This window comes from Bradyrhizobium sp. CCBAU 45389 (assembly GCF_028128625.1).
GTDB lineage: Bacteria > Pseudomonadota > Alphaproteobacteria > Rhizobiales > Xanthobacteraceae > Bradyrhizobium > Bradyrhizobium liaoningense_B.
Map to the genome: position 1 here is coordinate 314990 of NZ_LBIY01000099.1, position 24743 is coordinate 339732.

Genomic DNA, 24743 nt, shown 5'->3' on the forward strand with positions numbered 1-24743 from the left:
TGCGCTTTATAGATGTGTCGCGGGTGATTTGCAACGGTCCCCGCGCGAGATCACGGACGAGTGTTGCAATTTGGTGCGCGAGGTCTTGGCGCGCATCGTCGTCCCAACCTCCGCCGTCATGCCCCGGCTTGACCGGGGCATCCAGTACCCCGCAGCGGATGTGGTGAGAGCGAGGTCTCCAACGCCTGCCTCTGGAATACTGGGTCGCCCGGTCAAGCCGGGCGACGACACCTGTTGTGGAGCGTCAATGCGCGTCGCCACCGCCGGTCATTGCGGCCGGCTTGTTCAGCAGCGTGACCAGCAGGCTGAGGCCGAGATAGAACACCGTCAGCACGAAGAAGGCATCGCCAAAGCTCATCACCACGGCCTGGCGGTGCACGATCTGGCTGAGCTGCTTCATCGCCATCAGCGTGGAATCGCCGAGCCCCTGGAATTTCTGCTGGAGCATGGTCAGCGTTTCGGTCGCGGTGGCATTGCCCCAGGTCACGCGCTCCTGCAGACGCGTGATGTGCAAATCAGTGCGGTCGTTGAGCACGGTGTTGATGACGGCGAGGCCCACCGCGCCGCCGAGATTGCGCATCAAATTGAACAGGCCGCTCGCGTTCTTCACGCGGTCGGGCGCCAGCGTGCCGAGCGCGATGTTGTTGGTCGGCACCATCGCGAACATCATGCCGATGCCGCGCAGGATCTGCGGCACCAGCAGCTCGTAGAAATCGTAGTCGCGGGTGATCCAGGTCATCTGGTAGGAGCCGATCGCGAACACGATGAGGCCGAACGCGATCATGTAGCGCATGTCGATCTTCACCATGAGCCGGCCGACCAGCGGCGCGACCAGGAACATGGTGATGCCGGAGACGAACATGGTCTCGCCGATCATCAGCGCGCTGTAGCCACGCACCTCGGCGAGATAGCGCGGATAGATGTAGGTCAGGCCGTAGAGGCCGATGCCGATGCAGAACTGCAGCAGGCAGCCGATCGCGAAATTGCGGTTGGAGAAGGTGCGCAGATTGACGATAGGCTCGGCCGCCGTGAACACGCGCCAGAAGAAGGCGATCGCGGAGACCGCGCAGATCCAGGCGCAGATCGCCACGGAGGTGTCCTGCATCCATTCATGCTGCGGGCCTTCCTCCAGCACATATTCCAGCGTGCCGAGGAAGCCGGCCATGAACAACAGGCCCCACCAGTCGAAGCGGTCGAGCAGTTCGAAATGCGGCTCGTCGAAATCGACCAGCGCCAGCACGCCGACGGTGATGCCGATGCCCGGCACGACGTTGATGAAGAACAACCAGTTCCACGACATCAGATCGGTGATGTAGCCGCCGACGGTCGGTCCGATGGTCGGCGCCAGCGTCGCGACGAGACCGATGATCGGGCCGACGATGTGGAATTTCGAGCGCGGGAACACGGTGTAGGCGGAGGCGAACACCGTCGGGATCATGCCGGCGCCGAGAAAACCCTGCAGCGCGCGCCAGAGGATCATCTCCTCGATCGTGGTGGCAAAGCCGCAGAGCAGGCTTGATGCCGTGAAGCCCGCCGCCGAGATCGCGAACAGCAGCCGTGTGCCGAAAGCGCGCGACAGGAAGCCTGATAGCGGGATCGCAATCACCTCGGCAATCAGATAGGCGGTCTGGACCCAGGCGACTTCGCTGGAGCTTGCCGACAATCCGGCCTGGATCTCACTGAGGGATGCCGAGACGATCTGGATGTCCAGGATCGACATGAACATCCCGAACACCATGATGATGAAGGCGAACAGCCGCTTCGGCGCGATGCGCTCCGAAGCGGGGTTCGCCATCATGGCGGGTGAAGCGGTGGTGGCGGTGGCCATGGTCTGACCTCGCAGCGCTCAGCTTGCGGCTACTGCGGATGGATCGCGGTGGGATCGTCGAGATCGCCCTCGCTGTCGGCGTCGGCGGCGCCCTTGTTGGTGTCGACGATCGCGTAGACCGACATGCCGGCGCGGAGCAGGTTCTGCTTTGCGATCGACTTCGGCACGCGGATGCGGACCGGCACGCGCTGCACGATCTTGGTGAAGTTGCCGGTGGCGTTGTCGGGCGGCAGCAGCGTGAACACCGAGCCCGCGCCCGCCGCGATGCTGTCGACCACGCCGGAGAACTTGCGCATGCCGTAGGCGTCGACCTTGATCGTCACCGGCTGGCCGGGACGAATGCGCTTGAGCTGCGTCTCCTTGAAGTTGGCGTCGATATAGACGTCATCGAGCGGCACGACGTTGCCGAGCCGCTGGCCGACCGCGACGAAGTCGCCGGCGTTGACCAAGCGGTTGGAGAACGTGCCATCGACCGGCGCGCGCACCGCGGTGAAGGCGAGATCGCGCTCGGCCTTGGCGAGCGAGGTCTTGAGCTCGGCGAGCTGCGCCTGCGCTTCGGCCTGCTGCGCCTTGGCGACGTCCACATTGCTGACCGCGACGTCATAGGCGGCCTGCGCGGCCTTGACGGCGGCGGCGCCCTGGTCGCGTCCGGCTTCCGAGCTCTCGAAGGTGGCGCGCGAGGCAAAGCCCTTGCTGCTCAGCGCCTGCTGGCGCTCATAGTCGAGATCCGCGCGCTTGAGGCCCGCTTCCGCGGAGACGAGCTGCGCCTTGGCCTGCGCGACCTGGCTGTCGAGGGCTGCGACCTGGCGGCCGATGCGATCGATGGTCGCCTGCTGGGTCGCGATCTTCGTCGCCGCGGCATCGACGGCGATCTTGTAGTCGCCGTCGTCGATGCGGAGGATGACGTCGCCGGCGCGCACCGTCGTGTTGTCGCCGGCGAGGATCGAGGAGATGTGGCCGGACACGCGAGCGCCGAGCATGGTGTTGTTGGCGCGGACATAGGCGTCGTCGGTGGAGATGTAGAAGCGGCCGACCAGCGTGTAATAGCCGGCATAGCTCGCAGCCGCGAGCGCCAGCACGAGACCGACGCCCATCAGGACGAATTTGCGCTTGCCGGATTTCGGCGCGCCGGCAGCGGGGGCGTCCGGCGCTGCGGCCGGCTTGTCGGTCACGGGCTTCTCCGGCGCCTCGCTGCGGCGCTTGGTTTCCTCGGCCACGTGGGAGCGCAACTGGTCGGCAAGGGCCGCGGGCGTCTCGGCCGCAGCTTCATCGTTCGCCGACGTCTCCACCGTTTCCTGGCGAATGACGCGCGCAGCCTGGTCTCTCGATACGGCCATAACGGCCTCCCCAAAAAAGCACGACCAAGGACGACCGTCCTTCAGCCGGTTCCTTTCGCTCATCTCAGATATCATTGACCGAACGGTTCGGTCAATATACATATTATCTCGGGTCGGGACCCTACTGGCCCGAATCTTTATTTGCGTTTCATAGTTCGGCACCTCGTCCAGAAACCTTCCGAGACCCTGAACCAATGGTTGTAGCTGCCAGCGAACGTCTCCACGTCACCCAGGAGGAGGACAGCTCCAAGCGCCGCCAGATCCTCGACGGCGCTCGCAAGGTGTTCATGGATCTCGGGTTCGACGGCGCCAGCATGGGCGAGATCGCGCGTGCCGCGCAGGTCTCCAAGGGCACGCTCTACGTCTACTTCGCCGACAAATGCGCGCTGTTCGAAGCCATCCTCGAGCAGGAAGCGCTCCAGCACGGCCAGGTCGTGTTCAATTTCGATCCCACCCGCGATGCCGAAACAACGCTGAAGGATTTCGGCCGCGCCTACATCCACCTGCTCTGCCGCCCGGGCGGCGGATCAGCGATCCGCACCGTGATGGCGATCGCCGAGCGCATGCCCGATGTCGGTCGCCGCTACTATGCGCGGGTGCTGGACAAGACCATCAACCGCCTCTCCGATTATCTCAAAACCCATGTCGCCTCCGGCGATCTCAGGATCGACGATTGCGACCTTGCGGCGTCGCAGTTCATGGAACTGTGCAAGGCTTCGCTGTTCCTGCCCTTCGTCTTCCAGGCCGCGCCCGCGCCGTCGGAAGAGCGCATGACCGAGGTGGTCGACAGCGCGACGCGGATGTTCCTGGCGGCCTATCAAGCGAAATAGCAGCGAGCGGCCGACGCGTTGCGCAGGCCGCTTCCGCGGCATTATATTTGCGGCATGTCCCGTGATCTTCGCCCGCCTGTCGATATCCTCCATTACGAGATCGTCCAGGAACAGGCCTCGGCGCTTGGTCGGATGGGCCGCACGCTCGAACAGGCGCTAGCGCGGTTGCGCGAGTTCGACACCGCTCACGCCGCCACGGGGACACCGGCCTCGATGCAGCCGGCGCGGCGCAAGCTGGTGATGGAAGCCGGCCAGGCGCTCTGGATGTTCGTGGTGCAACGTGAGGCGACCGGCCTGCGCGACAGCCGCCATATCATGCGCACCTACAACGTCCCGGCCGAGGTGCAGCGCTGCATGGGGCTGGCTCCTGCACCGTCGAAGCCGGCTGCGACGTAACTCTCGCTACGCCCCGATCTCTTCCATCCTGCGCCAGCCGTGCAAGATCTGCCGCCCCTCGCGTGCGAACGCGAAGACGTGCCCGCCGCCGGCGGGCTGATCGTAGGCGCGATCGATGGGATGGCCGGCATAGTGGCAGAACAGCAGCGTGCCGACCGCGCCGTGGCCGACGAAAAGAACGTCGCCGGGACGGTCGCGCGCCAGCACCGTTTCCGCCTCGCGCACGATGCGCGCCTGCGCATCCACGGCGCGCTCCCAGCCGCGGACGCTGAGATGAGCCTCCGCGAAGAACTGGTCGGCGACCGTCTCGAACTCGGCCGGCTTCAGGAAGCCGGTCGCCGAGCGGTCGTTCTCATGCATGGCTTCGCGGGTCTCGATCATGAGGCCGAGCCGGCCGGCGATGATCTCCGCGGTCTCGATCGCCTTGCGTTCGCCGCTCGCGACGATCTGCGTGATGCTTGCGAGCCAGCTTGCATTCGCCAAAGCTTCGGTGCGCGCACGCCCGATCGGACTGAGGCCCCATTGCGGCACGGGCACATCAGGCTGGATCTGCACCTGCGGGTGAGTGAGATAGCGGATGGTGGACATATCGATTGACGCAACCGTAGCCCGCATGAGCGCAGCGATATGCGGGAAGCCTGTCCCGGATATCGCTGCGCTCATCCGGGCTACAAGAGAAGCTGCCTCCGGCTAATCGTCGGCGTAGTCATCCTCTTCCTGCTTGCGCGTGCTCTTGCGCGTTCCGAGCGAACCGGTGACATAGGGATCGCGCCTGCCCGCGTAGGGATTGCGCTGCTGAGCGCGGCCGGCGACCTCTTCGCCCGACACCGCGGCGGGCTGGCAGATCAGGCGGCGGCTGGCGCGGCGCATCAGATCGACGTGGATGTGATCGTAGTGATAGACGTTCGACCCCGGCGCCAGCACCGTGGTGAAATGCGCGCACGCGCCCGACTGCACGTCGCGCAGAAAACCCTGCTCTTCCGGCATGCCGCGCCAGCCATCCTTCACGGTGACGCGGCGGCCGTCGGCGAGCACGAAGGCGGAGATGTCGAGCGCGTTGCCGAAGGCGTGCTCGGAGATGTGGGCGTGCGGATTGCCGTTCATGCCGCGGCAGGAATAGGCGGAGATCTGCTTGATCTCGGCGACGCGGGCGCCGAACCAGCGCATCGCCGACGGCTGCACGGTGTCGGCGAGCCAGCGGTCGAGCTCGGAGACGATCGGACAGGCCAGCGTCGCGGTCGGCTTGATCGCGACGGGGCCGACGGCGGTGACGGGATTGCCCTGCGCGGGACCAAGGCGCGGCAGCGGCTGCTGGGCCGGCGGCTGCGAATAAGGCGCGGCCGATCGCGCCGGATAGCTCGGCGCATTCATGTAGCGCGCCGCACCCGCGGCATCGGTGCCCTCGGGCGGCAGGTCGATCTCGTCCTCCTGCGGCGCGACGCCGGGCGCGTTCAGCGACATCGGCCCGGACGAGGCGCCATAACCGGACGGCTGGCGCACCGCGCTCTCGGGATAGGTCGACCGCTGCGGATAGGACGATGCCGGATAATTCTGGCTCTGCGGGTAGTTCGACTGCGGCTGCACCGGCCAGCGCGGCTGGTTGCCGATGCTGCCGGGCGGGCGCAACGTCTCGTCGGCGAAACCATAGGTGCTCGAGGCTTCGCCGATGGCGGCGACCTTGAGCGGAAACTCCGCGCCGCAGCTGCCCGGCCCGGAGATCGGGTCGATGCGGACGAGATCCGGTCCCTCTTTTACCGCGCCTGATTTCATGCATGCGGCCTCGGCCTCGGCCCGCCATGGTTCACGTTCGGCCTGGAAGAAGCCGCGTCCGCAACCCGCTAGCGAAACAAGGACGATGGAGCCGACGAGATACAAACGAACTCCGCGCGTCATGCACGCACGTTCGGTGAATTTACTTAAAGACTCTTCAACACGTTGATTTCAGTGTTCTTTAACCATACCGGGCGCGATCGGCGCCGGTTGCTGCCGAAGACGAGCGACAGCAAGGCTGACTTTTTCGAAAAGAGACTTTCTGTTAACCATAAGGGCTGTGCGCCAAACGGCGCGCATGGAGGAAGCGACCTCATGACGTTCGCCGGGAGACTGAGCGTAGTCACCGCGTACCTCGCCATGGCCTTTGTCGCCGCCATCGTGCTCGGCATGATCTAGGGATTTCATCGACGGTACCGCGGGCTTGCCCGGCTGGACGCATCGCGCAGCCGCAGCAGGTGGTCGTGGCCCATCAGAAATTCGAGCACTCCGACCCCGTGATGCCGCCGATCTTGAAGTCGCGACACATCATGCCGGGATTGTCAGGGTCGGGATAGCGATTGTCCTTCTCGCGACGCGTGTGGCTGAAGCGCCAGCCACGCGAACGCATGCAGCGCTTGTATTGTGCCGATGTCGCCGTGCCGTTCTGCGGCGCGCCAACTTGCGCATCACAGAACGCACTGTCGACATGCAGCGCATCGTCGCCGCGCTTCTGCTTCAGCACATTATTCCAGATGTCGGTGTCGGCGTGTGCCGAAATCGCGCTGCCGATCAGCAGCGCCGCTATGAGGCTGATGCGTTTCATGTCGGCTCTCTCTTGCACGTGTCGTCGGCCATCGGTCGCGTGCAAGACAGACACAGGTTCGGTGCAGGACGATTACAAATTAGATAGGACGACGCTGCCACCCTCCCCTGGAGGGGGAGGGTAAGCCAAACACTACGACCGCGCACCCACCTGCCACGACGTCGTGACCATCTTCTCCTGCTGCTCCTCGACGCGCGTCCAGTCGTTGCCGGAGCACCAGAAGCGGCCGAGTGCGCAGGCCTCGACGTAAAGCCTGCCGGAGCTCTTCAGCGTCATCTTCGCATAATAGGTATTGCCGCTGGCGCGGCTGTAGATGCTGCCGGTCCAGACGTCGTGCGATTTCGGCTTCATGTTGACGAGCACGCTCTCGCCGCGGTTCGACATCTCGGTCAGCGCATAGCCGCACAGCGCGGGGCCGCAGCGCTCGATGCGGACCGTGCCCTTGGCGCCATCGCTCTCCCACTCGCCCAGCGGCAAATAGGTCGCCTCGTCGTCGCTGCGCTGTGCGATCGTTGTGCCCTGCGTGCTCTCGGCCCCAGGGGCAACCACCGGCGGCGCCACGCGCGGCGGATCGAGCGCGACGGCCTTCGGCGGATCCACGCGTTGCAGGTCAACCCGCGGCGGGGCGGGACTCGGCGCTTCAAGTCTTGCTGGCTCAAGTCTTGCTGGCTCAAGTCTTGGCGCCGGCGGCGGCACAACGGGCTGCGAGGTCGTCGCGGCAAGGACGGGGGCGGTCGATGCCGGTGGTGGCGCGACCACAGCCGGCTGCGGCGGCCGGACCGAAGCGGGCGGAGTGACCGGCTGCGGCGCCTGGACAATCGGCGCAGGGGGCGCGGGCGGTGTCCTGTTGACCTCTTCCGTCGTCCGAAGACTGCGGCTCGAAAACGAAACACAGGAAGTGGACCGGCAATTCCTGGGCGACTCGACCCGGAACCGGTGCCCACCGATCGAGAAGGAATAGGAGCCGGCCTGGGCCGCCGGCGCAATCGCCGTCAGTGCGATCAATAGGCCAAGCGAAGTCGCAAGCCGCTGCATCGGCGCCTCCTGTCGTGTCGCGGCAAGGTTACGCGGGGCGAACCGCGGCTGAATGTGCGCTGGCTCACCCCGGCAGCGGCGGACCGTTGTGACGTTCGTCACGGAAGGCGGGCCCGGCCCGGTTTAGGGTCGAACCACGCTTCATCCACCAGCGACTTCAGTCCATCTCGGGACCGCGCAATTCGGAGGTTGTCATGAACAAGCTCACCATCGCCGCCACCGCGCTCTTCCTCGCTTCGACCGCCGCCGCGCATGCCGGCAATTCGATCTCGTTCCAGATCGAGGGCCAGCACATCCGCATCGAGACGCCGCGCAACTGCGCCTCGCTCAACTGCGTGACCATCGTCGCCCCTGGCCTGTCGGATAAGCCGATCAAGCTGAACAACATCAACCTCAAGGGTCTCGGCGGCTCCAAGGACGATGACGTCGACACCACGCCGGCTCCGGCCACGACAACGCAGCCCGCGCCGGCTCCGGTGCAGCAGCAGCCCGTGCAGCAGGCGCCGGTTCAGGCGACCGCACCGGCAGCCTCCGTTGTTGCTCCCGCCGCGCCCGCGCCGACCGCCGCCGCGCCATCCGTCGATACGACGGCGCAGCCCGCGCCTGTTGCAGCTCCGGCTCCGGTCGCTGCCGCGCCTGTGGCCGCCCCGAACTCGCCGATCGGCGTGTGGGCGACCGAAGAGAACAAGGGCAATGTCCGTGTCGAGCAGTGCGGCGCCAATCTCTGCGGCTACGCTGTGAAGTCCAACGAGCGCATCCTGATCAACATGAAGCCCGATGGTGCGAAGTGGAGCGGCCGCATCCACGATCCCGACTCCGGCCGCAACTACGACTCTACGATCGCGATGAAGGGCCCGAACGCGATGCGCGTGCAGGGCTGCGCCTTCGGCGGCATGTTCTGCGGCGGCCAGACGTGGAAGCGCGTGAGCTGACACCGAAGGCATTGCGGCTGACGAGCCTTCTTGTTCTTATGATGGCGCCACGTCCCTGACACCGGGACGTGGCGTTTGAACGTTCGCTCCTCCCGTGCGATAAATGTTCATCCGCCATTCAGCCTGATGTGGCTGATATCGGCCGATCTCGCCTCGCGTTCTCACCGGGACATCCTCGTGACTTCAATGGTGGCTTGGCGCCGCTTCGTGTTTGCTTTCCCGCTGCTGGCCTTGCCGCTGGCCGGCGCAAACTCCGCATATGCATCCGATGCAATCGAGCTTGCGCAAGCACAGCCGCAGGCCCAGCCGACGCCCGCGCCTTCACCGGCGCCGTCAGCTTCACCAACACCGGCCGGGGACGCACAAGCCACCGCCGTCGAGCCGATCGGCAACGTCGCGACCGTCACGGGGATCGCGACCGTGATCCGCGACAAGAATTCCTATCCGCTGCGGGTTCGCGACGACATCTATCTCAACGATATCGTGCAGACCTCGTCGAACTCCTCGCTCGGCATCACATTCAACGATGCGACGACGTTCAACCTCTCGGCCAGCGCGAAGATCACCATCGACAATTACGTCTATGAGGACGGCGGCAAGCAGAACTCGGCGATCTTCGACATCGGCAAGGGCACGGTCGCCTTCGTTGCGGCTGCGGTGGCGAAGACCGGCGACATGAAGATCGCGACGCCGACCGCGACGCTCGGCATCCGCGGCACCACGGGCGTCGTCGACGTGCCCGAAAACGCGACCGCGAACACTGCGAATAACGTCAACATAAAACTCTATCCCGACGCCGACGGCCGGGTCGGCCACATCGAGGTCAACGACCGCTCTAGCGGCGCGCGGCTCGGCGCGCTGACGCAAGCCGCGAGCGGCTTTGCCATTCGTGCTGGCGCGGCTGGCGCCGGCATGCGCTTTGCGGCCGTGCCGATTACAATTCCCGCGCAGCAGATCGCACGCGACCGCGGCTTCGTCAGCCAGGTGCATCTGGCCCAGACCACGGGCCGGCAGATCGTGACCGAGCAGCGCGACTTCCGCCGCGCCAACCCGGCCGCGATCAGCCGCATTCCGCGGCCGGCGCAACCGCCGCAACAACAGCAATTGCGGCCGACGACCGCACCTGGCCAACAGCCGCAGCGGCCGAACGGCCAGCCCGGCCAGAACAACCGTCCGGGCCAGCAACAGCCGGGCACGCCGGGCCGCCAAGGCGCGCAGCCGCCGCAGCGGCAAGGCCAAGGACAAGGCGGCGCGGTGCAGCCGGGTGGCCAGCGCGCGGGTCAGGGGCAGCAGCAGCCCGGCCAGCAACAAGGCGCAGGGCGTCCAGGTGCATCGCGCCCTGGACAGGCCACCCAGCCCAACGGCACGCAGCAAACGCAGCCGTCGCGCGGCGGGCAGATGCAGCCTGGAGGAGTCGTGCTGCCACAGCCGGGCGCGATGCCGCAACCCGGCCCGCAGCAGCAACAGCCGCACACCGGCGTGCAGCCGGGACAACCGCCTGCAGCACGGCAGCCGAGCGTGCAGCGCCCCGGCGGATTCCAGCAGCGCGTCCCCGCCACGCAACGCCCCGCCGCGCCGCGCAAACCCGCTCCACCACCGAAGGAGAAAGAGCGGCGGTGACATTCCTTCTCTCCTTGCGGGAGAGGGTGCAGCATCAACGCGGCGGCTCTCTCCTCCGTCATTGCGAGCGCAGCGAAGCAACCCAGAATCCTTCCGCGGAGGGATTCTGGATTGCTTCGCTACGCTCGCAATGACGATTTGGAAGGAGCGAGTACGATCTCAAGCGCACCAACTGGCGGATGCAGATTCATCCGCGAGCAGCGCGCGACAGCTCACGCCTCGCCGCGCAGCCAGGCCTTCACCTTCTGCAGCAAACCATGTCGCAACTCATCAACGGAAGCCGCCTCAGCCGGCGTCAACGTCTGCATGGCGGCATCAATATCGTCCGCCGCCAGCGTCGGCTCCAGTGCCGGCGATGGCGCCAGTCCTGCCGCCGCGAGCGCGATCGGGCCGATCTGAGTCAGGAAGGCGCGTTCGTATTCGCGCGACAGGCGCGCGATCGCATCGTCCAGCGTCAGCCAGTCGACCGCCTTGATGTCGTTCGTCAGCTTGCGGACCGGGCCGCCGTCGGCCTCCATCCGCCAAAAATGCACGACTTTTGAGCGGCCGCCCGATTGATAGACCAGCGTGCCGAGAAATTCGTGCACGGCGACGTCGTGGCCGGTCTCCTCCAGCACCTCGCGATGCGCGGCTTCCTTCGGCGTTTCGCCGTCGTCGAGCTTGCCCTTGGGCAAGACCCATTCATTGCGCTTGCGCTGACGCACGACCGCAACCAGCGGCACCGCTCCCCGCCGCAGCACAATACCACCCGCCGCCATCACCGGCGCCCGCGCCATCGCTCACATCCAGTATCGTCGTCCCCGAAAGACGATATAGGTGGCGGGCGCGGCGGATTGAAGGCTACTTTCTCCTGAGCAGCGCTTGACCCGCGCGAATGCGCGTGCCTTCGCCAATACCATCGCAGAAGGTAAAATCGCCGGGCGCGAGGATGATGATGGTCGAGCCATGCTCGAACCAGCCGAGCTCCTCGCCCTTGCTCACCTTGACGTCGCAGGGAAAGTTGACTGGCCCGCGGGTCTGCGCGTTCAGCACCATGTCGAGGAAGTGCAGGCGGATGCTCGCAACCAGGATCGCGGCCACCGGCACCAGCGTCACCGCCTCGCCGGTCGCAAGATGCGTCCGGATCACCGCGCGTTCGTTCTTGCAGAACAGACGCTCGACCCGCTTCAGCGCAATCGGGTTGACGTTCCAGACGTCGCCATGGATCAGCGTGACGCGCTCGATATGCGCGTCATAGGGCGCGTGGAAGCGGTGATACATGCTCGACGTCAGCCGCAGCGTGACGAAGGAGCCGTTGCGGTGCTGCTCGACCAGCGCTGAGTCACCAAGCAAGTCCAGCAGCGAATAGGGCGCGCCCTTGACCTGGAACAGCTCGGTGTCGGCGATCTTCCCATGGGCACCGACGATGCCGTCGGATGGGCTGGCAACAATGGATGGGTCGGAATCAAACGGCCGCAGGCCCGGCTTCAGCTCCCGGGTGAAGCAATCGTGCAGACTCCTGAAATGGGTCTTGCGCGCCTCCGACAAATCGAGGTCGGAGAACAGCTTCCACAGCGCGATCGAGAAGTCCCGCACGAGGGGATTCTCGATCTTGGAGAACCAGCCCATGAAGCGGGTCAGCGCCGCGCGGGGGATGCGGTTGGTCAACAGGAAGTTGAGGTCTTCCTGCTGGGTGAAAGAGGCGATGAGGGCTTTGACTGTCATGAATCTGTCAGCTCACAGTATTAGCGCTTGTTGTCATGGAAACGACACTCCCGATTCTCTCGATGTCCGTGGCCGCCGCAGCGTCTGCTGCCGCCGTCTTCCCGAAGATCAAGGCGCGGGTCGAACTCTCCCGCGCCAAGCACCGCTCGCTCGCGGGGCACTCCAAGATGTCGCGCCGGGTGGCAAAGCTGCTCCCGTTCTACGAGTTCGAGGGCGACAAATACTTCGGCTGCGACGGTGCGCCTGACAACGTGGTGAAGCAGCGCAAAGATGCCTTCTTCCGCCTCGCCAAGCTCTACGCCGAGCGCTACCCCAGGGGTCGCGCGATGACGAAGGAGGCGGCGGAGACGATCTCCGACCTCAACTTCACCGAGAGCTACCGCGTGCCGTTCCAGTTCTCGCGCCTCGTCCGCGAGCACCTGGGCACCTCGACCTTCATGGAATCGTCCAGCGGCGTCACCGTCACTGATGTCGACGGCAACACCTCCTACGACCTCACGGGGTCCTACGGCGTCAACATCTTCGGCAACGACTTCTACAAGGAATGCATCGAGGGCTCCGAGAAGCGGGCGCATGCGTTGGGTCCCGTCCTCGGCCCCTACCACCCCGTCATCCTCGAGAACGTGCAGCGGCTCTGCCAGATCTCGGGCCTCGACGAGGTCTCGTTCCACATGTCCGGCACCGAGGCCGTGATGCAGGCGGTGCGGCTGGCGCGTTACCACACCAAACGCACGCATCTCGTCCGTTTCGCCGGCGCCTATCACGGCTGGTGGGGCGACGTGCAGCCCGGCGTCGGCAATCCGATTCCCGCGCACGAGACCTACACCCTCTCCGAGTTGTCGGAGAAGACGCTGCATGTCCTGCGCACGCGCAAAGACATCGCCTGCGTGCTGGTCAATCCGCTGCAGGGCCTGCACCCGAACGCCAACGCGCCCGGCGATTCCTCGCTGGTCGATTCCTCCCGCGGCGGCAATTTCGATCGCGCGGCCTACACGGAATGGCTGAAGAAGCTGCGCGAGGTGTGCACCGAGCGCGGCATCGTGCTGATCTTCGACGAGGTCTTCGTCGGCTTCCGCCTCGCCGCCGGCGGCGCCCAGGAATATTTCGGCGTCAAGGCCGACATGGTGACCTACGGCAAGAGCCTCGCCGGCGGCCTGCCGGTCGGCGTCGTCTGCGGCAAACGCGAACTGATGCGCCGCTTCCGCGACGATCGTCCCGCCGACATCTGCTTTGCCCGCGGCACCTTCAACTCGCATCCCTACGTCATGACCGCGATGGACGAGTTCCTGAGCCGGCTCGCCAGCCCGAATTTTCGCGCTGTCTATGACGGGCTGGAGGAAACCTGGAACGGCCGCATCAGGAAGCTCAACGAGATGATGGAGGGCGCCGACCTGCCGGTGCGGTTCGCCAATTTCTCGTCGATCTGGACGGTGAAATACACCACGCCGTCCCGCTACAACTGGATGCTGCAATATTATTTGCGCGCTGAAGGCCTGGCGCTGAGCTGGGTCGGCACCGGACGGCTGATCTTCAGCCTCAACTACACCGATGCGGATTTCACCGAGGTCGCCGAACGCTTCGTCCGCGCCGCCGGGAATATGAAGGCGGATGGCTTCTGGTGGCACGACGGCGTGCTGACCAACAAGAACATCAAGCGGCAGATTTTGAGAGAGATGCTGGCCAGGCGGTTTGGGCGCTGAGGCTGGCTCTGCCCACGTAACTACTGTCATTCCGGGGCGGCTCGAAGAGCCGAACCCGGAATCTCGAGATTCCGGGTCTGGTCCTTCGGACCATCGCGGAATGACGGCATCTGTGGCAGCGCTCGATGCCACTTCCCCGCAAGCGGGGCGAGGCGAAGGAAGCACCGCATTCGCAGCCACCAACACGTGGATGCCCGGCACGAGGCCGGGCATGACGTAACCATCAGACATCGGAGTGTGTTGTGTGCGCCGCGCGCTCAGGCGTGCTGCTCTTCGAGCACGGGCTCGTTGATGAGGCCCAGCGTGTGCTCGGGGTTGAGGTGCAGGCCGGGGTCCATCAGCTCGCCGCGCATCAAAGCGAGCGGAGCGCCGCGATAGAGCATCAGGTCGTGGAAGGGATCCGTCAGGATCTTGGTCATCCAGACGAGGCCGGTCTCGACGTCGCGGATGAAGAACAGGTGCACGGTGCGGAACAGAAGACCGCCGCCGCCGACCACGAGCCAGATCTTCGCCACCTGACGCATGAAGTCGGTCGCGCTGGCCCAGGGCGTGAACAGGCCGAACAGCGTGGGATCGACGACCAGCACCAGCGGCGACAGCGCCCAGATCGCCATCAGCACCACCTTGCGCTGAAGATTGTAGCCGACCTTGATCTCTTCCTTGTACTCGTGCGTCGCCTGGTTGATGTGGTCGTAGGTGTGCGGCTCGAAGAAGAAATGACCGGCCTGGCGCGAGGTCATCGAGACCAGCCAGCCGACCAGCGCGGAGACCACGGGATCGATGAACAGCCAGACATAGGCGAAGAGGAAGCTCAGCGCGCTGACGAAGTGCAGGCTCTGATTGATGCGGCTGTGGTGATAGTAGCGATGGTCGTCCCAGCGCTGGATCCGCAGCTGCTCGAGATAGTTCTTGATCATGCTCTCCCCCAAATGCTTTCGGGTTCAGGATTTACAGGGATTCGATGTAGGCCGTGTGACATCATCATTTTGTCATGTGACGATGTGCAGCGGCGCGATGACGCACGTCTTACTCTCTCTCCTCATCCCGAGGAGCGCGGCACGCGCGTCTCGAAGGATGAAGGCCGAGCTGCAGCAGCGGGGGCCTTCATGGTTCGAGACGGCGCTTCGCGCCTCCTCACCATGAGGAGCGACAGTCAGGCCGCCTTGGCGACGTCGACCTTGCGGAAGCGCACCAGCGAGAAATGACCGAGCGGCGGGATCAGGCGGCGCTCGGCGAGCTCGACGCCTTTGGCACCGGCCAGCCACTTCGCGTAGCGCGACCAGGCGAACTCGGCAGTGCGGAAGCCGAGCGGACGCACCACCGGCTGCAGCTTCTGCTCGATGAAGCGGCGCATGCCGGCATCCGCGCTGACGCGCGTCAGGATGATCAGCTCGCCGCCGGGACGCAGCACGCGGGCGAATTCGTCGAGCGCCTTCTCCGGATTCGGCACGGCGGTGACGACATACTGCGCCATCACCACGTCGAACGAGTTGTCGGGGAATTCGAGCTTCTCGGCGTCCATCACCGCGAGCCCCTCGACGTTCTTCAGCTTGCCCTCGGCGACGCGCTGGCGCGCCTTGTCGAGCATCGCTTCCGAGATGTCGGTGCCGAAGATGCGCAGGTGCGGCGCATAGAGCGGCAGCGAGATGCCGGTGCCGACGCCGACCTCGAGCACGCGGCCGCCGATCTTGTTGGTGGCTGCGATCGCCGCCTGCCGGCCCTTGGCGAACACGCCGCCGAACACGAGATCGTAGACGGGCGCCCAGCGATCGTAGGCCTGCTCGACCGTGCCGCGGGTGAGGTCGAGCTGCTGGGTGCCGTCAAGGTTCATGATCTTAGCCATCGATGAGGTTCTCGCTGTGGTTCGAATTGAGATCAACCGCGCACCGGCCGCCGCGCCATGCGAGGCGAGGCGCGCAGGACGCGGCTGGGCTGAAGTGACGTGAGATTTCCGACGAACTGGCGCGCGCTGTTTTCCCAGGAACGCTCCAGCGCGAAATTGCGGCAGGTCTCGCGCGACATGGTGAGTGCGCGCAGGCACGCGGTACGCAGATCATGGTCGATCGCGCCGATCGGATGATCGGCGATGACGTCCTTGGGACCCGTCACCGGAAACGCCGCAACCGGCGTGCCGCAGGCGAGCGCCTCGAGCTGCACCACGCCAAAGGTGTCGGTCAGGCTCGGGAACACGAACACGTCGGCGGCGGCCAGATGCGCGGTGAGATCCGCGCCCTTCTTCTCGCCGAGGAAGACGGCATCAGGATACTTCTTCTCCAGCGCCGCCTTCTGCGGGCCGTCGCCCACGACGACCTTGGTGCCGGGCAGATCGAGCGACAGGAACGCTTCGAGGTTTTTCTCCACCGCGACACGGCCCATGGTCATGAAGATCGGGCCCGGGAGGTCGAGCTTGGCGGGATAATCGGGATGGAACAGCTCTGTGTTGACGCCGCGCGTCCAGAAGCCGAGCCGCTTGAAGCCGCGCTCCGACAGCTCCTGCCGCAGCGAGGGCGTCGCCACCATGGTCATGGCGGCGGCATCGTGGAAATGGCGCAGCACGGCATAGCCGACGGCATCGGGGATGCCCGTCCGCACCGAGACGTATTCCGGGAAGCGGGTCGTATAGGAGGTGGTGAAGGCGAGTCCGTTGCGGCGGCAATAGGCCCGCGCGGCCCAGCCGATCGGGCCTTCGGTTGCGATGTGCAGCGCTTCGGGCGCCGCCTTCTCGATCCGCCGCGCGATCTCCTTGCTGCTCGGCAGCGCGATGCGCAGGCCCGGATAGGTCGGCAGCGGCCAGGACGGAAAGCCGTCCGGGGTGAGGAAGTCGATCTCGACATCGAGCGCCTTGGCCGCGTTCGCCAGAGAGGTCAGGGTGCGGACCACACCGTTGACCTGCGGATGCCAGGCGTCAGTCGCGATTAATACCCGCATGGAGAAATCCCGAGAGTTTGATGATTCTCGGCTTTCGACCATCAACCAAGGATATTTCAGGCGTGTGACGTCATAGAAGTGTCGGCCCGCTGTTTTGTTTGTTAACGGAGCCCTGCGGCCACGAAACTGTCATGAAACAATCCTTGCCGCGATGAAACCGTTTTCGGTTTTCCGCGCAAACGTCCCGAAACTTGTTTCCCGTAGTGATTTACGCAACGGAGCACCGCAACGGTGCCGGGGTGACCACGAACACCCGCGCAAACAGGGGCGATCAATGTTCAATCTGGGCACGTTCAAGACGTATTCGCGCGCCGTTGCTTTTGGCGCAGTCGCGATCTCCGCGATCGCATTCGCAGGTCCGGCCAAGGCCGCGCCGGTGCAGCTCTTCCCGTTCTTCCAGCCGCTGCCGCCGATGGCCGCGCCGCAGCCGCTGCAACCCTATCAGCCGTATCAGCCCTATCAGGCGCCAACCTACCAGACCGAGCCGTCCGATGATCAGGACGTGGTCGAGACGCCGGCCCGCTTCCGCCGCCAGACCGTCGCTTACGCGACGCGCGAGGCGCCGGGCACGATCATCATCGATACGCCCAACACCTATCTCTATTACGTGCTCGGCAACGGCCAGGCGCTGCGTTACGGCATCGGCGTCGGCCGCGACGGCTTCACCTGGTCGGGCATCCAGTCGGTGACCAGGAAGGCCGAGTGGCCGGCCTGGACCCCGCCGCCGGAAATGATCGCCCGCCAGCCCTATCTGCCGCGCCACATGGCCGGCGGCCCCGGCAACCCGTTAGGGGCCCGCGCCATGTATCTCGGCGGCACCATCTACCGCATCCACGGCACCAACGCCCCCGAGACCATCGGCAAGCGCGTCTCGTCCGGCTGCATCCGCCTGACCAATGACGACGTCACCGACCTCTATTCCCGCGTCAACGTCGGCACCAAGGTGATCGTGCTGCCGATGACGGAACGCCGCGCGGATCTCGGCGCCGCGACGCGCTGAAGCGACAGGACATTGTGACGCAAACGGCCCCGGAACCCACCGGGGCCGTTTTCGTTTGCCCTCGACATTCCGGCGCGCGCTCGCGGCGCGCTTCGCCATGGAGGCGCAGATGCGACAACGCCTGCAAACATCGCCAAGCACATGGCTGCGCGCGATTGTCGGTGCGGGAGCCCTGACGTCGCTCCTTTCCGCCCCCTCCTCCGTGGCGCAGCAGCCGGCAAGCGATCCGGCGGCTCAGCAGGCCTTCAACAATGCCTGCCGCACCTGCCACTCCGTGAAGGAAGGCGACAACCGCCTTGGTCCCAACCTCAACAAGATCGTCGGACGCAAGGCCGGTTCGCTGCCGGACTACAATTATTCGTCCTCGATGAAAGAAGCCGGCTTCGTCTGGGACCAGGACAAGCTCACCCGCTTCATGGTCAAGCCGGACGAGGTCGTATCCGGCAACAAGATGCAGCCTTACGGCGGTGTCTCGGCGGAGGAAGCGGCGAAGGTGGTTGCGTATCTGCAGGCGGCGGGTGCGCAATAGGATTGCGGCGGCGCTAGGTGGCCACCGGCTCATGCCGTCGCTCGACATGGAACGATTTCGCCGTGATCAGCCAGACATCGTGGATGCGGTGATATGCGAGATAGTCAACGTATTGGAGCAGATCGATCCGAACGCGAACCTTCACTAAGGCTTGCACTGGCGACGCCAGATCGATGAGCAATACCTCCTGAAGGCGGGGTGCGTTCTTCGACTTGGGCGACGGGGTCGAGGCCAGCATCGTCCTGTAGTCGCGGACCGGCAATATCCGCAACTCGCCATCGCGAAATCCGTGGAGCTGCGCGGTCGGCGCAAAGACGCGGTCGAACTGCGAAACGTCGTTGTCGTACATCAGCGTGAAGTAGCGTTCGACGGCCTCCAGCAGAGGGGCGATGTTCGGGCTTTCGGTCATGGCTCACTCCATCAGCAACAAGATCGGAGCAACCCATCCCACGGAAAGCCGAGGCATGTCCTTGCGAACTGGGCTAGTCTCGACGGCTCGGGCGCAATATTGCGCCCTTCTCGATCCAACAGGATGCGGTTCATGCCAAAATGCGAGCTGGATGCGATCGACCGGCGCATCGTCACCGAACTCCAGACCAATGCCCGACTGAGCAACATCGAGCTGGCGGACAAGGTCGGACTGTCACCGTCGCCCTGCCTGCGTCGGGTGCGTCGACTGGAACGGGACGGCTATATCGACGGTTACCGCGCCTCCCTGCGGCGCAGCCGCCTCGGGCTCGGCTTCTCGGCCTTCCTCGGGGTCAAGATCAACGGCCATGCCAACGACCAGGCGCTGAGCTTCGAAAGGACCGTCGTTGCCATGCCCGAGGTCGTTGCCTGCCACCTCGTCTCCGGCGAAGCCGACTACCTCCTCGAGATCGTCGTGCCCGAGCTCGAGGATTACCAGCGCTTCCTCGTCGACAAGCTGCTCAACCTGCCGATCGTGCAGGAGGTTCGCAGCAGCATCGCGCTCCAGACGCTCAAGGCCGGCGCACCTCTGCCGCTGGCGCACCTGGCTTCGTCATGATCAGACTGCTGACATCCGCCGACGCGGCGCTGTATCGCCCGATCAGGCTGGAAGCCCTCGCCGCGCATCCCGAAGCCTTTGCCAGTGCGTTCGCGCGCGAGCAGGAAAAGCCGCTTGCCTGGTTCGAGGAGCGTCTCACGACGTCGGATGTCTTCGGCGCCTTTATCGCGGCGGAGCTTGTCGGCGTCGCCGGCTTCTGGCGGCAAGAAGGCGCCAAGACCGAGCACAAGGCCGTTCTCTGGGGCATGTATGTACGCCCCGATGCGCGAAAATCCGGCATGGCGCGACGCCTCGTCGACGCGGTCGCAGCACATGCCGCAGAGCGGGTCGAACAGCTCCAGCTTGCCGTCGTCAGCGAGAACGCGGCCGCTATCCGGCTCTACACGGCCGCCGGGTTCGTTGAGTACGGCCGCGAGGTGGAAGCCCTCAAGCTGGACGGCCGATACTTCGATGAAATCCTGATGGCCTTGTTCTTCGACCGAAGCGGCAAGTGACAAAAGCCATCCGGTTCTCATCGGATGGCGCCTCACCGCTCTGCGATCAACCTCAGCCAAGCCGCCGAATGAAACGCACTCATCAGGAGATACATCGGCACCATGCCGCCGAGCAGAGACCCCTGCCCGGCACCGCACAGCATGTCCGCCGGGCCGCCACTGATCACGGCGGTCAGCATGGCCATGACCGCGAAGGTCGGCGTCGCCGCCAGAGCCAGCCATCTGGCGAGGCGGCGTGCGGCCATCGCGCCATCGCGGCCGGCGGGCGCAGTTGCGCTGACGGGACTAGTCACGGCCTTCCGCGGCCTCCTTGCGAAACGCCTTCTCGCCGGCGTCTGTGACCTCGACCCATCTCTTGTCGGGTGCGGCGCCTTCTTCGTAGCTGTCGTGCCAGTTCCACCATTTGTAGGTCGGCGTCTGCGGATAGCCCTTCGGCGAATCCTCCCAGACCTCCTGGCGGCCGAGCGGGGTGATGTCGAGATAGTTCCAGGTGCCGCCCATCTGCTCGTCGCCGCGGCTCTTGATGAAATAGGTGCGGAAGATGCGCATTCCGTCGCGGTAGAACACGTTGGTGCCGTGCCATTCGTCCACGCCGAAATCGGCATCGAAGCTGTCGGTGACGGTGACCCAGGGCATGGTCCAGCCCATCCGCTTCTTCAAGCGCGCGATGTCGGCCTGCGGTGCGCGCGAGGCGAACACCAGCGTGGTATCGCGGGCGTTCAGGTGCGAGACATGGGCGACCTGGTCGGCCACCATGGAGCAGCCGCGGCAGGCATGATCGGGCCAGCCGAACACACCAGGCTCGAAGAAGGCGCGGTAGACGATCAGCTGCCGCCGGCCCTGGAACAGATCAGCCAGACTGACCTTGCCGCCGGGCCCCTCGAACGCATAGGTTTTGGCAACTTCCATCCATGGCATGCGCCGGCGCTCGGCGGCCAGGGCGTCGCGGGCACGGGTATGCGCCTTTTCCTTCACGAGCAGTTGCTGGCGGGCGGCCTCCCAGTCCTGCAGCGACACCACCGGCGGGGTCTGCATGGCGGTCTGTCCGTTGGTTCCGGCTTTTTCTGCTGATGTCATCATGACTCTCCAAAGCGTTTGCTTGACGTCCTGCCAACGATTTCTGGCACCAAGCGGTTGCGCGGTGGGAGTAACAAGTGTGGCGGGATTGACATGGAGTCGCTGATCACGGCCGCCGCGCGGGCGCTGGAGGCCGGCGATCCCCTTGGCGCGCTGAACCGCGTGGCGCTGCGCAACGATGCACCGTCGCTGGCGCTGCGCGGCATCGCGATGGCGCAGCTCGGCGATCTCGCCAAGGCCAAGACGCTGCTGCGCAGCGCCGCGCGCGCCTTCGGTCCGCGCGAGGCGGTGGCGCGGGCAAGATGCGTGGTGGCCGAAGCCGAGATCGCGCTGGTCTCACGCGATCTGGGATGGCCGGTGAAAACGCTCGCGGCGGCGCGCGCGACGCTCGAGAAGCACGGCGATCTCGCCAATGCGGCCCATGCGGGCCACATCGAGGCGCGCCGTCTTCTTCTCCTCGGGCGGCTCGACGAGGCCGAGCGCACGTTGGCCGCGCTTCGCGCCTCCCCGCTCCCGCCGGCGTCGCAAGTCGTGCGCGAGCTCGTGGTTGCCGGCATCGCGATCCGGCGGCTGAAAACGAGGGATGCCCGGGCAGCGCTCGACCGCGCAGGCAGTGCAGCGCGGCTAGCAAAAATCCCGGCGCTCATGGCCGAGGTCGACAGCGCGAACCTGATCCTCGACACCCCGGCAGCGCGCCTGATCGCACGCGGCAGCGAACACCCGCTGCTGCTCGGAGAGGTCGAACGGCTGGCGAGTTCGACGGCGCTCGTGGTGGACACCTTCCATCACGTCGTGCGCAGGCAAGGCGTGGCCGTGCCGCTCGGAACGCGGCCGGTGCTGTTCGCACTCGCTCGCCTTCTGGCGCAGGCATGGCCCGCGGATGTCGCGCGAGAGAGGTTGATTGCTGGTGCGTTTCAAGCAAGGCACGTCGATGAGTCGCACCGCGCGCGATTGCGCGTCGAGATCGGCCGGCTCCGCACCCAGCTCGGGCCGCTGGCCGACATCAGCGCGACGAAGCAAGGCTTCGTGCTGGCGCCGCGCAAGACGCGCGACGTCCTCGTGCTGGCGCGGCCCATGGAGGAAAAGCACGCCGCCGTCCTCGCCCTTCTCACCGACGGCGAGCCGTGGTCGAGCTCCGCGCTCGCCCTTGCGCTTGGGATCAGCCCGCGCACCGTGCAGCGGGCCCTCGAGGAGCTGGCGCGGTCGAACAAGGTCCAGAGCTTCGGGCACGGACGTGCGCGCCGCTGGATGACGCCGCCGGTCCCGGGTTTCCCGACAGGCTTGTTACTCCCCACGCCGCTCTTGAAGACGTAAGGTGGAACACCTCACAGGGACCAGGCACATGAAGCGTTCAGCCGCCGAGATCGTCAGGGAATACGGACCTTTTGACGGCGTCGAAGCCGTGCATGGCGTCACCTATGACGGCACCCATGTCTGGTTCGCATCCGGCGACAGATTGAACGCGGTCGATCCGGCCAGCGGCAGGATCGACCGCTCGCTCGACGTCGCCGCGCATGCGGGCACCGCGTTCGACGGCCGCCACCTGTTCCAGATCGCCGAAGACCGCATCCAGAAGATTGACGCCGCGACCGGCAAGGTGATCTCCACCATCCCCGCGCCCGGTGGCGGTGGCGATTCAGGTTTGGCCTGGGCGGAGGGCTCACTCTGGGTCGGTCAATACCGGGAGCGCAGGATCCATCAGATCGATCCGGCCACAGGGAAGGTTCTTCGCACCATCGAGAGCAAGCGCTTCGTCACGGGCGTGACCTGGGTCGATGGCGAGCTCTGGCACGGCACCTGGGAAGGCGAGGACAGCGACATCAGGAGGGTCGATCCTGACACGGGCAAGGTGCTGGAGCAGCTCGACCTGCCCGCAGGCACCATGGTCTCGGGCCTGGAGTCCGACGGCGGTGACCGCTTCTACTGCGGCGGCGGAGATCGCGGCAATGTGAGAGCGGTCCGCCGTCCGCGGCGCGGCTAGTCCCGCGATCCGCGGCAATTGCGCGTTAGCGACTGTTAACCTGTTTGCCCCAATTCCACCCCCTTGGTGCGCTCTAGCGCCCTCCTCGCCCGCCCTGTAAAATCCCCACCGGGGCGGCTTGGGGGATTGATGCGACTGACGTTGAATCTGAAGACTATCCTGATCGCCGTCGTGGTGCTCGCGGCGTCGTTCTTCATCAGCCTGAAGGCGATGGACTGGCTCGCGCCACGCGCGACGAATTCCGCCCCGCCGGTCGCACAACTGCCACCGCTGCCGCCGGTCGCAAAGAGCTCGATCGTGGTCGCGCCGGTCGCTATTGCGCTGTCGGCGATCCGCGAGCAGGCCGAGAAGGCCGCGCCGCGCAACTTCGCCGGCAAGGCCGACAATCCGATCTCGCAGATCCTGGAGAACGCCGATATCGGCTGGACCGCGGTGCGCGGACCGATGGCGGCTGCCGGCGACAAGGACGTGCTGACGATCTCGACGCCGCTCTCCGGCAAGCTCAACGTGACCGGCTCGCTGTCGGCGAAGGCCACCGGCGCGCTCGGCGATGCGCTCGGCAGCGTGCTCGGCGGTGACGCCGCAAAGCGGATCGGCGCGGTCAACATCAAGAATCTGAACGCCAGCGCCGAGATCAAGGGCAACGTCATCGTCACCTCGCGGCCGAAGCTCGCGGCGAACTGGCATCTGGAGCCCAATCTCGGCGCCCAGGTCAATCTCGGCGACACCAACCTCAACGTCTCCGGCGCCAAGGTCAACGTGCCGGCGCAGGTGAAGCCGCTGATCGACAAGAATGTCGGCGAGCAAATCAACATCGTCTCCGAGCGCATCCGCAACGATCCCTCGCTGCGCGAGAACGCCAAGGTGCAATGGGCCAAGGCCTGCCGCTCGATCCCGCTGCAAGGCTCGGGCTCATCGGCCGCGCTGCCGCCGCTCTGGCTGGAAATGAAGCCGACCCGCGCCATCGCGGCGCAACCACGCGTCGATGCGCAGAACGTGACGCTGCTGCTCGGCCTCGAGCTCGAGACGCGCGTCACCTCGGCCCCGTCCAAACCGGACTGCCCGTTCCCTGAAAAAATCTCGATCGTGCCGCCGACCGGCACCGGCGTGAACATCGCCGTGCCGATCGACGTGCCCTTCACCGAGATCAACAAGCTCGTCGCAGCGCAGATGGTCGGCCACACCTATCCCGAGGACGGCTCGGGCCCGGTCGACGTCACCGTGAAGAGCGTCAACGTGATCCCGTCGGGCGACCGGCTGCTAATCTCGCTCCTGGTGCGCGCCAAGGAAAAGAAGAGCTGGCTCGGGCTCGGCGCCGAGGCGACCGTCCACATCTGGGGCCGGCCGATGCTCGACCAGGCGCAGCAGACGCTGCGGCTCGCCGACATCCAGCTCGCGGTCGAGTCGGAAGCTGCCTTCGGACTGCTCGGCGCGGCGGCGCGCGCCGTCGTGCCACAGATGCAGCAGGCGCTGGTGCAGAACGCGACGGTCGACCTGAAGCCGATCGCCGCCAACGCGCGCGAGAAGATCGCCGCCGCGATCGCCGACTACCAGAAGAGCGAGGACGGGCTCAAGGTCGACGCCAGGATCGACAGCCTGACGCTCGCCGACATCGCCTTCGACTCCAAGACGCTGCGCGTGGTTGCGGAAGCCGGCGGAACGCTCAATGTGTCCGTGACGAAGCTGTCGGGGATGTAGCGCCTCGCTCACCGGGCCCGCACGCCTCTTCGCCGCTTGCGACGCTGGCATT

At 65.6% G+C, this 24743-nt stretch carries 27 protein-coding genes; 13 read left to right on the top strand and 14 right to left on the bottom strand.

Annotation, left to right across the window (positions count from 1 at the left end; genetic code table 11):
* Positions 1-244: 244 nt before the first annotated feature.
* Both XH79_RS40640 and XH79_RS40645 read right to left on the bottom strand, forming a co-directional pair.
* On the bottom strand, positions 245-1828 hold the full coding sequence (locus XH79_RS40640; RefSeq protein WP_271585348.1) for a DHA2 family efflux MFS transporter permease subunit: 1584 nt from the start codon (positions 1826-1828) through the stop codon (positions 245-247).
* A gap of 29 nt (positions 1829-1857) precedes the next feature.
* Complete coding sequence (locus XH79_RS40645; RefSeq protein ID WP_271585349.1) at positions 1858-3165, bottom strand: HlyD family secretion protein; 1308 nt, start codon at positions 3163-3165, stop codon at positions 1858-1860.
* Positions 3166-3359: 194 nt separating this feature from the next.
* Here XH79_RS40645 and XH79_RS40650 point away from each other — a divergent pair, with 194 nt between their 5' ends.
* Together XH79_RS40650 and XH79_RS40655 are read left to right on the top strand one after the other, a co-directional pair.
* A complete protein-coding gene (locus XH79_RS40650) occupies positions 3360-3995 on the top strand; it encodes a TetR/AcrR family transcriptional regulator (protein WP_271585350.1) in 636 nt (211 codons plus the stop codon).
* A 54-nt stretch (positions 3996-4049) separates the two neighbouring features.
* Positions 4050-4391 carry a DUF6665 family protein gene (locus XH79_RS40655; protein WP_212339682.1) on the top strand — a complete coding sequence of 114 codons (342 nt, stop codon included), beginning with the start codon at positions 4050-4052 and terminating at the stop codon, positions 4389-4391.
* A 6-nt stretch (positions 4392-4397) separates the two neighbouring features.
* On the opposite strand, the gene XH79_RS40660 is transcribed toward XH79_RS40655, so the two are convergent.
* Positions 4398-4979 carry a histidine phosphatase family protein gene (locus XH79_RS40660; RefSeq protein ID WP_271585351.1) on the bottom strand — a complete coding sequence of 194 codons (582 nt, stop codon included), beginning with the start codon at positions 4977-4979 and terminating at the stop codon, positions 4398-4400.
* Positions 4980-5081: 102 nt separating this feature from the next.
* Complete coding sequence (locus XH79_RS40665) at positions 5082-6284, bottom strand: extensin-like domain-containing protein (RefSeq protein WP_212339684.1); 1203 nt, start codon at positions 6282-6284, stop codon at positions 5082-5084.
* Positions 6285-6326: 42 nt separating this feature from the next.
* Between XH79_RS40665 and XH79_RS40670 the strand changes: the two genes are divergently transcribed.
* The gene (locus tag XH79_RS40670) at positions 6327-6560 is read left to right on the top strand and encodes a hypothetical protein (RefSeq protein WP_212339685.1); all 234 of its coding nucleotides are present in this window, start codon (positions 6327-6329) and stop codon (positions 6558-6560) included.
* A gap of 73 nt (positions 6561-6633) precedes the next feature.
* Here the strand turns inward: XH79_RS40670 and XH79_RS40675 are convergent, their stop codons facing one another.
* Together XH79_RS40675 and XH79_RS40680 are read right to left on the bottom strand one after the other, a co-directional pair.
* On the bottom strand, positions 6634-6966 hold the full coding sequence (locus XH79_RS40675) for a hypothetical protein (protein WP_271585352.1): 333 nt from the start codon (positions 6964-6966) through the stop codon (positions 6634-6636).
* 132 nt (positions 6967-7098) lie between these two features.
* A complete protein-coding gene (locus XH79_RS40680) occupies positions 7099-7566 on the bottom strand; it encodes a DUF2147 domain-containing protein (protein WP_271585353.1) in 468 nt (155 codons plus the stop codon).
* Positions 7567-8195: 629 nt separating this feature from the next.
* On the opposite strand from XH79_RS40680, the gene XH79_RS40685 reads away from it, so the two are divergent.
* Both XH79_RS40685 and XH79_RS40690 read left to right on the top strand, forming a co-directional pair.
* Positions 8196-8933 (top strand): DUF2147 domain-containing protein, encoded by a 738-nt coding sequence (locus tag XH79_RS40685; protein WP_271585354.1) that lies wholly within the window; start codon positions 8196-8198, stop codon positions 8931-8933.
* 186 nt (positions 8934-9119) lie between these two features.
* Positions 9120-10553, top strand: a complete 1434-nt coding sequence (locus tag XH79_RS40690) for a FecR family protein (protein ID WP_271585663.1) — start codon at positions 9120-9122, stop codon at positions 10551-10553.
* Positions 10554-10765: 212 nt separating this feature from the next.
* On the opposite strand, the gene XH79_RS40695 is transcribed toward XH79_RS40690, so the two are convergent.
* Both XH79_RS40695 and asd read right to left on the bottom strand, forming a co-directional pair.
* On the bottom strand, positions 10766-11329 hold the full coding sequence (locus XH79_RS40695; RefSeq protein WP_271585355.1) for an NUDIX hydrolase: 564 nt from the start codon (positions 11327-11329) through the stop codon (positions 10766-10768).
* 64 nt (positions 11330-11393) lie between these two features.
* Positions 11394-12257 carry an archaetidylserine decarboxylase gene (gene asd, locus XH79_RS40700; protein WP_212339690.1) on the bottom strand — a complete coding sequence of 288 codons (864 nt, stop codon included), beginning with the start codon at positions 12255-12257 and terminating at the stop codon, positions 11394-11396.
* Between the two features lie 35 nt (positions 12258-12292).
* Here asd and XH79_RS40705 point away from each other — a divergent pair, with 35 nt between their 5' ends.
* Positions 12293-13957, top strand: a complete 1665-nt coding sequence (locus tag XH79_RS40705; RefSeq protein ID WP_271585356.1) for an aminotransferase class III-fold pyridoxal phosphate-dependent enzyme — start codon at positions 12293-12295, stop codon at positions 13955-13957.
* Between the two features lie 257 nt (positions 13958-14214).
* Here the strand turns inward: XH79_RS40705 and XH79_RS40710 are convergent, their stop codons facing one another.
* The 3 genes from XH79_RS40710 to XH79_RS40720 all read right to left on the bottom strand — a co-directional run bounded on the left by XH79_RS40710 (position 14215) and on the right by XH79_RS40720 (position 16885).
* Positions 14215-14874 (bottom strand): hypothetical protein, encoded by a 660-nt coding sequence (locus XH79_RS40710; RefSeq protein ID WP_212339692.1) that lies wholly within the window; start codon positions 14872-14874, stop codon positions 14215-14217.
* 236 nt (positions 14875-15110) lie between these two features.
* Positions 15111-15800: a class I SAM-dependent methyltransferase gene (locus XH79_RS40715; protein ID WP_271585357.1), complete on the bottom strand. Its 690-nt coding sequence runs from the start codon at positions 15798-15800 to the stop codon at positions 15111-15113.
* 32 nt (positions 15801-15832) lie between these two features.
* Positions 15833-16885: a glycosyltransferase family 4 protein gene (locus XH79_RS40720; RefSeq protein ID WP_271585358.1), complete on the bottom strand. Its 1053-nt coding sequence runs from the start codon at positions 16883-16885 to the stop codon at positions 15833-15835.
* A gap of 274 nt (positions 16886-17159) precedes the next feature.
* Between XH79_RS40720 and XH79_RS40725 the strand changes: the two genes are divergently transcribed.
* Entirely contained in the window at positions 17160-17885 is a 726-nt protein-coding gene (locus tag XH79_RS40725; RefSeq protein ID WP_271585359.1) for a L,D-transpeptidase, read from the top strand.
* A gap of 109 nt (positions 17886-17994) precedes the next feature.
* Positions 17995-18414 (top strand): c-type cytochrome, encoded by a 420-nt coding sequence (locus XH79_RS40730; protein WP_271585360.1) that lies wholly within the window; start codon positions 17995-17997, stop codon positions 18412-18414.
* 13 nt (positions 18415-18427) lie between these two features.
* Here XH79_RS40730 and XH79_RS40735 read toward each other — a convergent pair whose 3' ends face one another.
* Complete coding sequence (locus tag XH79_RS40735; protein WP_212339696.1) at positions 18428-18823, bottom strand: nuclear transport factor 2 family protein; 396 nt, start codon at positions 18821-18823, stop codon at positions 18428-18430.
* 132 nt (positions 18824-18955) lie between these two features.
* Here XH79_RS40735 and XH79_RS40740 point away from each other — a divergent pair, with 132 nt between their 5' ends.
* Together XH79_RS40740 and XH79_RS40745 are read left to right on the top strand one after the other, a co-directional pair.
* Positions 18956-19441, top strand: coding sequence for an Lrp/AsnC family transcriptional regulator (locus XH79_RS40740; RefSeq protein ID WP_212339697.1), 486 nt, complete (start codon positions 18956-18958; stop codon positions 19439-19441).
* Complete coding sequence (locus XH79_RS40745; protein ID WP_271585361.1) at positions 19438-19935, top strand: GNAT family N-acetyltransferase; 498 nt, start codon at positions 19438-19440, stop codon at positions 19933-19935. The genes XH79_RS40740 and XH79_RS40745 overlap by 4 nt, the downstream gene beginning before the upstream one ends.
* A 32-nt stretch (positions 19936-19967) precedes the next feature.
* Here XH79_RS40745 and XH79_RS40750 read toward each other — a convergent pair whose 3' ends face one another.
* Together XH79_RS40750 and XH79_RS40755 are read right to left on the bottom strand one after the other, a co-directional pair.
* On the bottom strand, positions 19968-20228 hold the full coding sequence (locus XH79_RS40750; protein WP_271585362.1) for a hypothetical protein: 261 nt from the start codon (positions 20226-20228) through the stop codon (positions 19968-19970).
* Positions 20221-21015 (bottom strand): DUF899 domain-containing protein, encoded by a 795-nt coding sequence (locus XH79_RS40755; protein ID WP_271585363.1) that lies wholly within the window; start codon positions 21013-21015, stop codon positions 20221-20223. The genes XH79_RS40750 and XH79_RS40755 overlap by 8 nt, the downstream gene beginning before the upstream one ends.
* A gap of 90 nt (positions 21016-21105) precedes the next feature.
* Between XH79_RS40755 and XH79_RS40760 the strand changes: the two genes are divergently transcribed.
* The 3 genes from XH79_RS40760 (at position 21106) to XH79_RS40770 (ending at position 24691) form a co-directional block, all read left to right on the top strand.
* Positions 21106-22326, top strand: coding sequence for a helix-turn-helix domain-containing protein (locus tag XH79_RS40760; protein WP_271585364.1), 1221 nt, complete (start codon positions 21106-21108; stop codon positions 22324-22326).
* 28 nt (positions 22327-22354) lie between these two features.
* Complete coding sequence (locus tag XH79_RS40765) at positions 22355-22993, top strand: Vgb family protein (protein ID WP_271585365.1); 639 nt, start codon at positions 22355-22357, stop codon at positions 22991-22993.
* Positions 22994-23122: 129 nt separating this feature from the next.
* Positions 23123-24691 (top strand): DUF4403 family protein, encoded by a 1569-nt coding sequence (locus XH79_RS40770; protein WP_271585366.1) that lies wholly within the window; start codon positions 23123-23125, stop codon positions 24689-24691.
* The last annotated feature ends 52 nt before the right edge of the window (positions 24692-24743 follow it).

What these genes read in the sequence shown, in the direction of transcription:
- XH79_RS40660 (WP_271585351.1), bottom strand. Translation starts at nt 4,979, where the DNA reads ATGTCCACCATCCGCTATCTCACTCACCCGCAGGTGCAGATCCAGCCT.
- XH79_RS40725 (WP_271585359.1), top strand. Translation starts at nt 17,160, where the DNA reads ATGTTCAATCTGGGCACGTTCAAGACGTATTCGCGCGCCGTTGCTTTT.
- XH79_RS40720 (WP_271585358.1), bottom strand. Translation starts at nt 16,885, where the DNA reads ATGCGGGTATTAATCGCGACTGACGCCTGGCATCCGCAGGTCAACGGT.
- XH79_RS40695 (WP_271585355.1), bottom strand. Translation starts at nt 11,329, where the DNA reads ATGGCGCGGGCGCCGGTGATGGCGGCGGGTGGTATTGTGCTGCGGCGG.
- XH79_RS40740 (WP_212339697.1), top strand. Translation starts at nt 18,956, where the DNA reads ATGCCAAAATGCGAGCTGGATGCGATCGACCGGCGCATCGTCACCGAA.
- XH79_RS40705 (WP_271585356.1), top strand. Translation starts at nt 12,293, where the DNA reads ATGGAAACGACACTCCCGATTCTCTCGATGTCCGTGGCCGCCGCAGCG.
- XH79_RS40685 (WP_271585354.1), top strand. Translation starts at nt 8,196, where the DNA reads ATGAACAAGCTCACCATCGCCGCCACCGCGCTCTTCCTCGCTTCGACC.
- XH79_RS40710 (WP_212339692.1), bottom strand. Translation starts at nt 14,874, where the DNA reads ATGATCAAGAACTATCTCGAGCAGCTGCGGATCCAGCGCTGGGACGAC.
- XH79_RS40675 (WP_271585352.1), bottom strand. Translation starts at nt 6,966, where the DNA reads ATGAAACGCATCAGCCTCATAGCGGCGCTGCTGATCGGCAGCGCGATT.
- XH79_RS40755 (WP_271585363.1), bottom strand. Translation starts at nt 21,015, where the DNA reads ATGATGACATCAGCAGAAAAAGCCGGAACCAACGGACAGACCGCCATG.
- XH79_RS40730 (WP_271585360.1), top strand. Translation starts at nt 17,995, where the DNA reads ATGCGACAACGCCTGCAAACATCGCCAAGCACATGGCTGCGCGCGATT.
- XH79_RS40715 (WP_271585357.1), bottom strand. Translation starts at nt 15,800, where the DNA reads ATGGCTAAGATCATGAACCTTGACGGCACCCAGCAGCTCGACCTCACC.
- XH79_RS40690 (WP_271585663.1), top strand. Translation starts at nt 9,120, where the DNA reads ATGGTGGCTTGGCGCCGCTTCGTGTTTGCTTTCCCGCTGCTGGCCTTG.
- XH79_RS40745 (WP_271585361.1), top strand. Translation starts at nt 19,438, where the DNA reads ATGATCAGACTGCTGACATCCGCCGACGCGGCGCTGTATCGCCCGATC.
- XH79_RS40665 (WP_212339684.1), bottom strand. Translation starts at nt 6,284, where the DNA reads ATGACGCGCGGAGTTCGTTTGTATCTCGTCGGCTCCATCGTCCTTGTT.
- XH79_RS40650 (WP_271585350.1), top strand. Translation starts at nt 3,360, where the DNA reads ATGGTTGTAGCTGCCAGCGAACGTCTCCACGTCACCCAGGAGGAGGAC.
- XH79_RS40735 (WP_212339696.1), bottom strand. Translation starts at nt 18,823, where the DNA reads ATGACCGAAAGCCCGAACATCGCCCCTCTGCTGGAGGCCGTCGAACGC.
- XH79_RS40760 (WP_271585364.1), top strand. Translation starts at nt 21,106, where the DNA reads ATGGAGTCGCTGATCACGGCCGCCGCGCGGGCGCTGGAGGCCGGCGAT.
- XH79_RS40645 (WP_271585349.1), bottom strand. Translation starts at nt 3,165, where the DNA reads ATGGCCGTATCGAGAGACCAGGCTGCGCGCGTCATTCGCCAGGAAACG.
- asd (WP_212339690.1), bottom strand. Translation starts at nt 12,257, where the DNA reads ATGACAGTCAAAGCCCTCATCGCCTCTTTCACCCAGCAGGAAGACCTC.
- XH79_RS40640 (WP_271585348.1), bottom strand. Translation starts at nt 1,828, where the DNA reads ATGGCCACCGCCACCACCGCTTCACCCGCCATGATGGCGAACCCCGCT.
- XH79_RS40770 (WP_271585366.1), top strand. Translation starts at nt 23,123, where the DNA reads ATGCGACTGACGTTGAATCTGAAGACTATCCTGATCGCCGTCGTGGTG.
- XH79_RS40655 (WP_212339682.1), top strand. Translation starts at nt 4,050, where the DNA reads ATGTCCCGTGATCTTCGCCCGCCTGTCGATATCCTCCATTACGAGATC.
- XH79_RS40765 (WP_271585365.1), top strand. Translation starts at nt 22,355, where the DNA reads ATGAAGCGTTCAGCCGCCGAGATCGTCAGGGAATACGGACCTTTTGAC.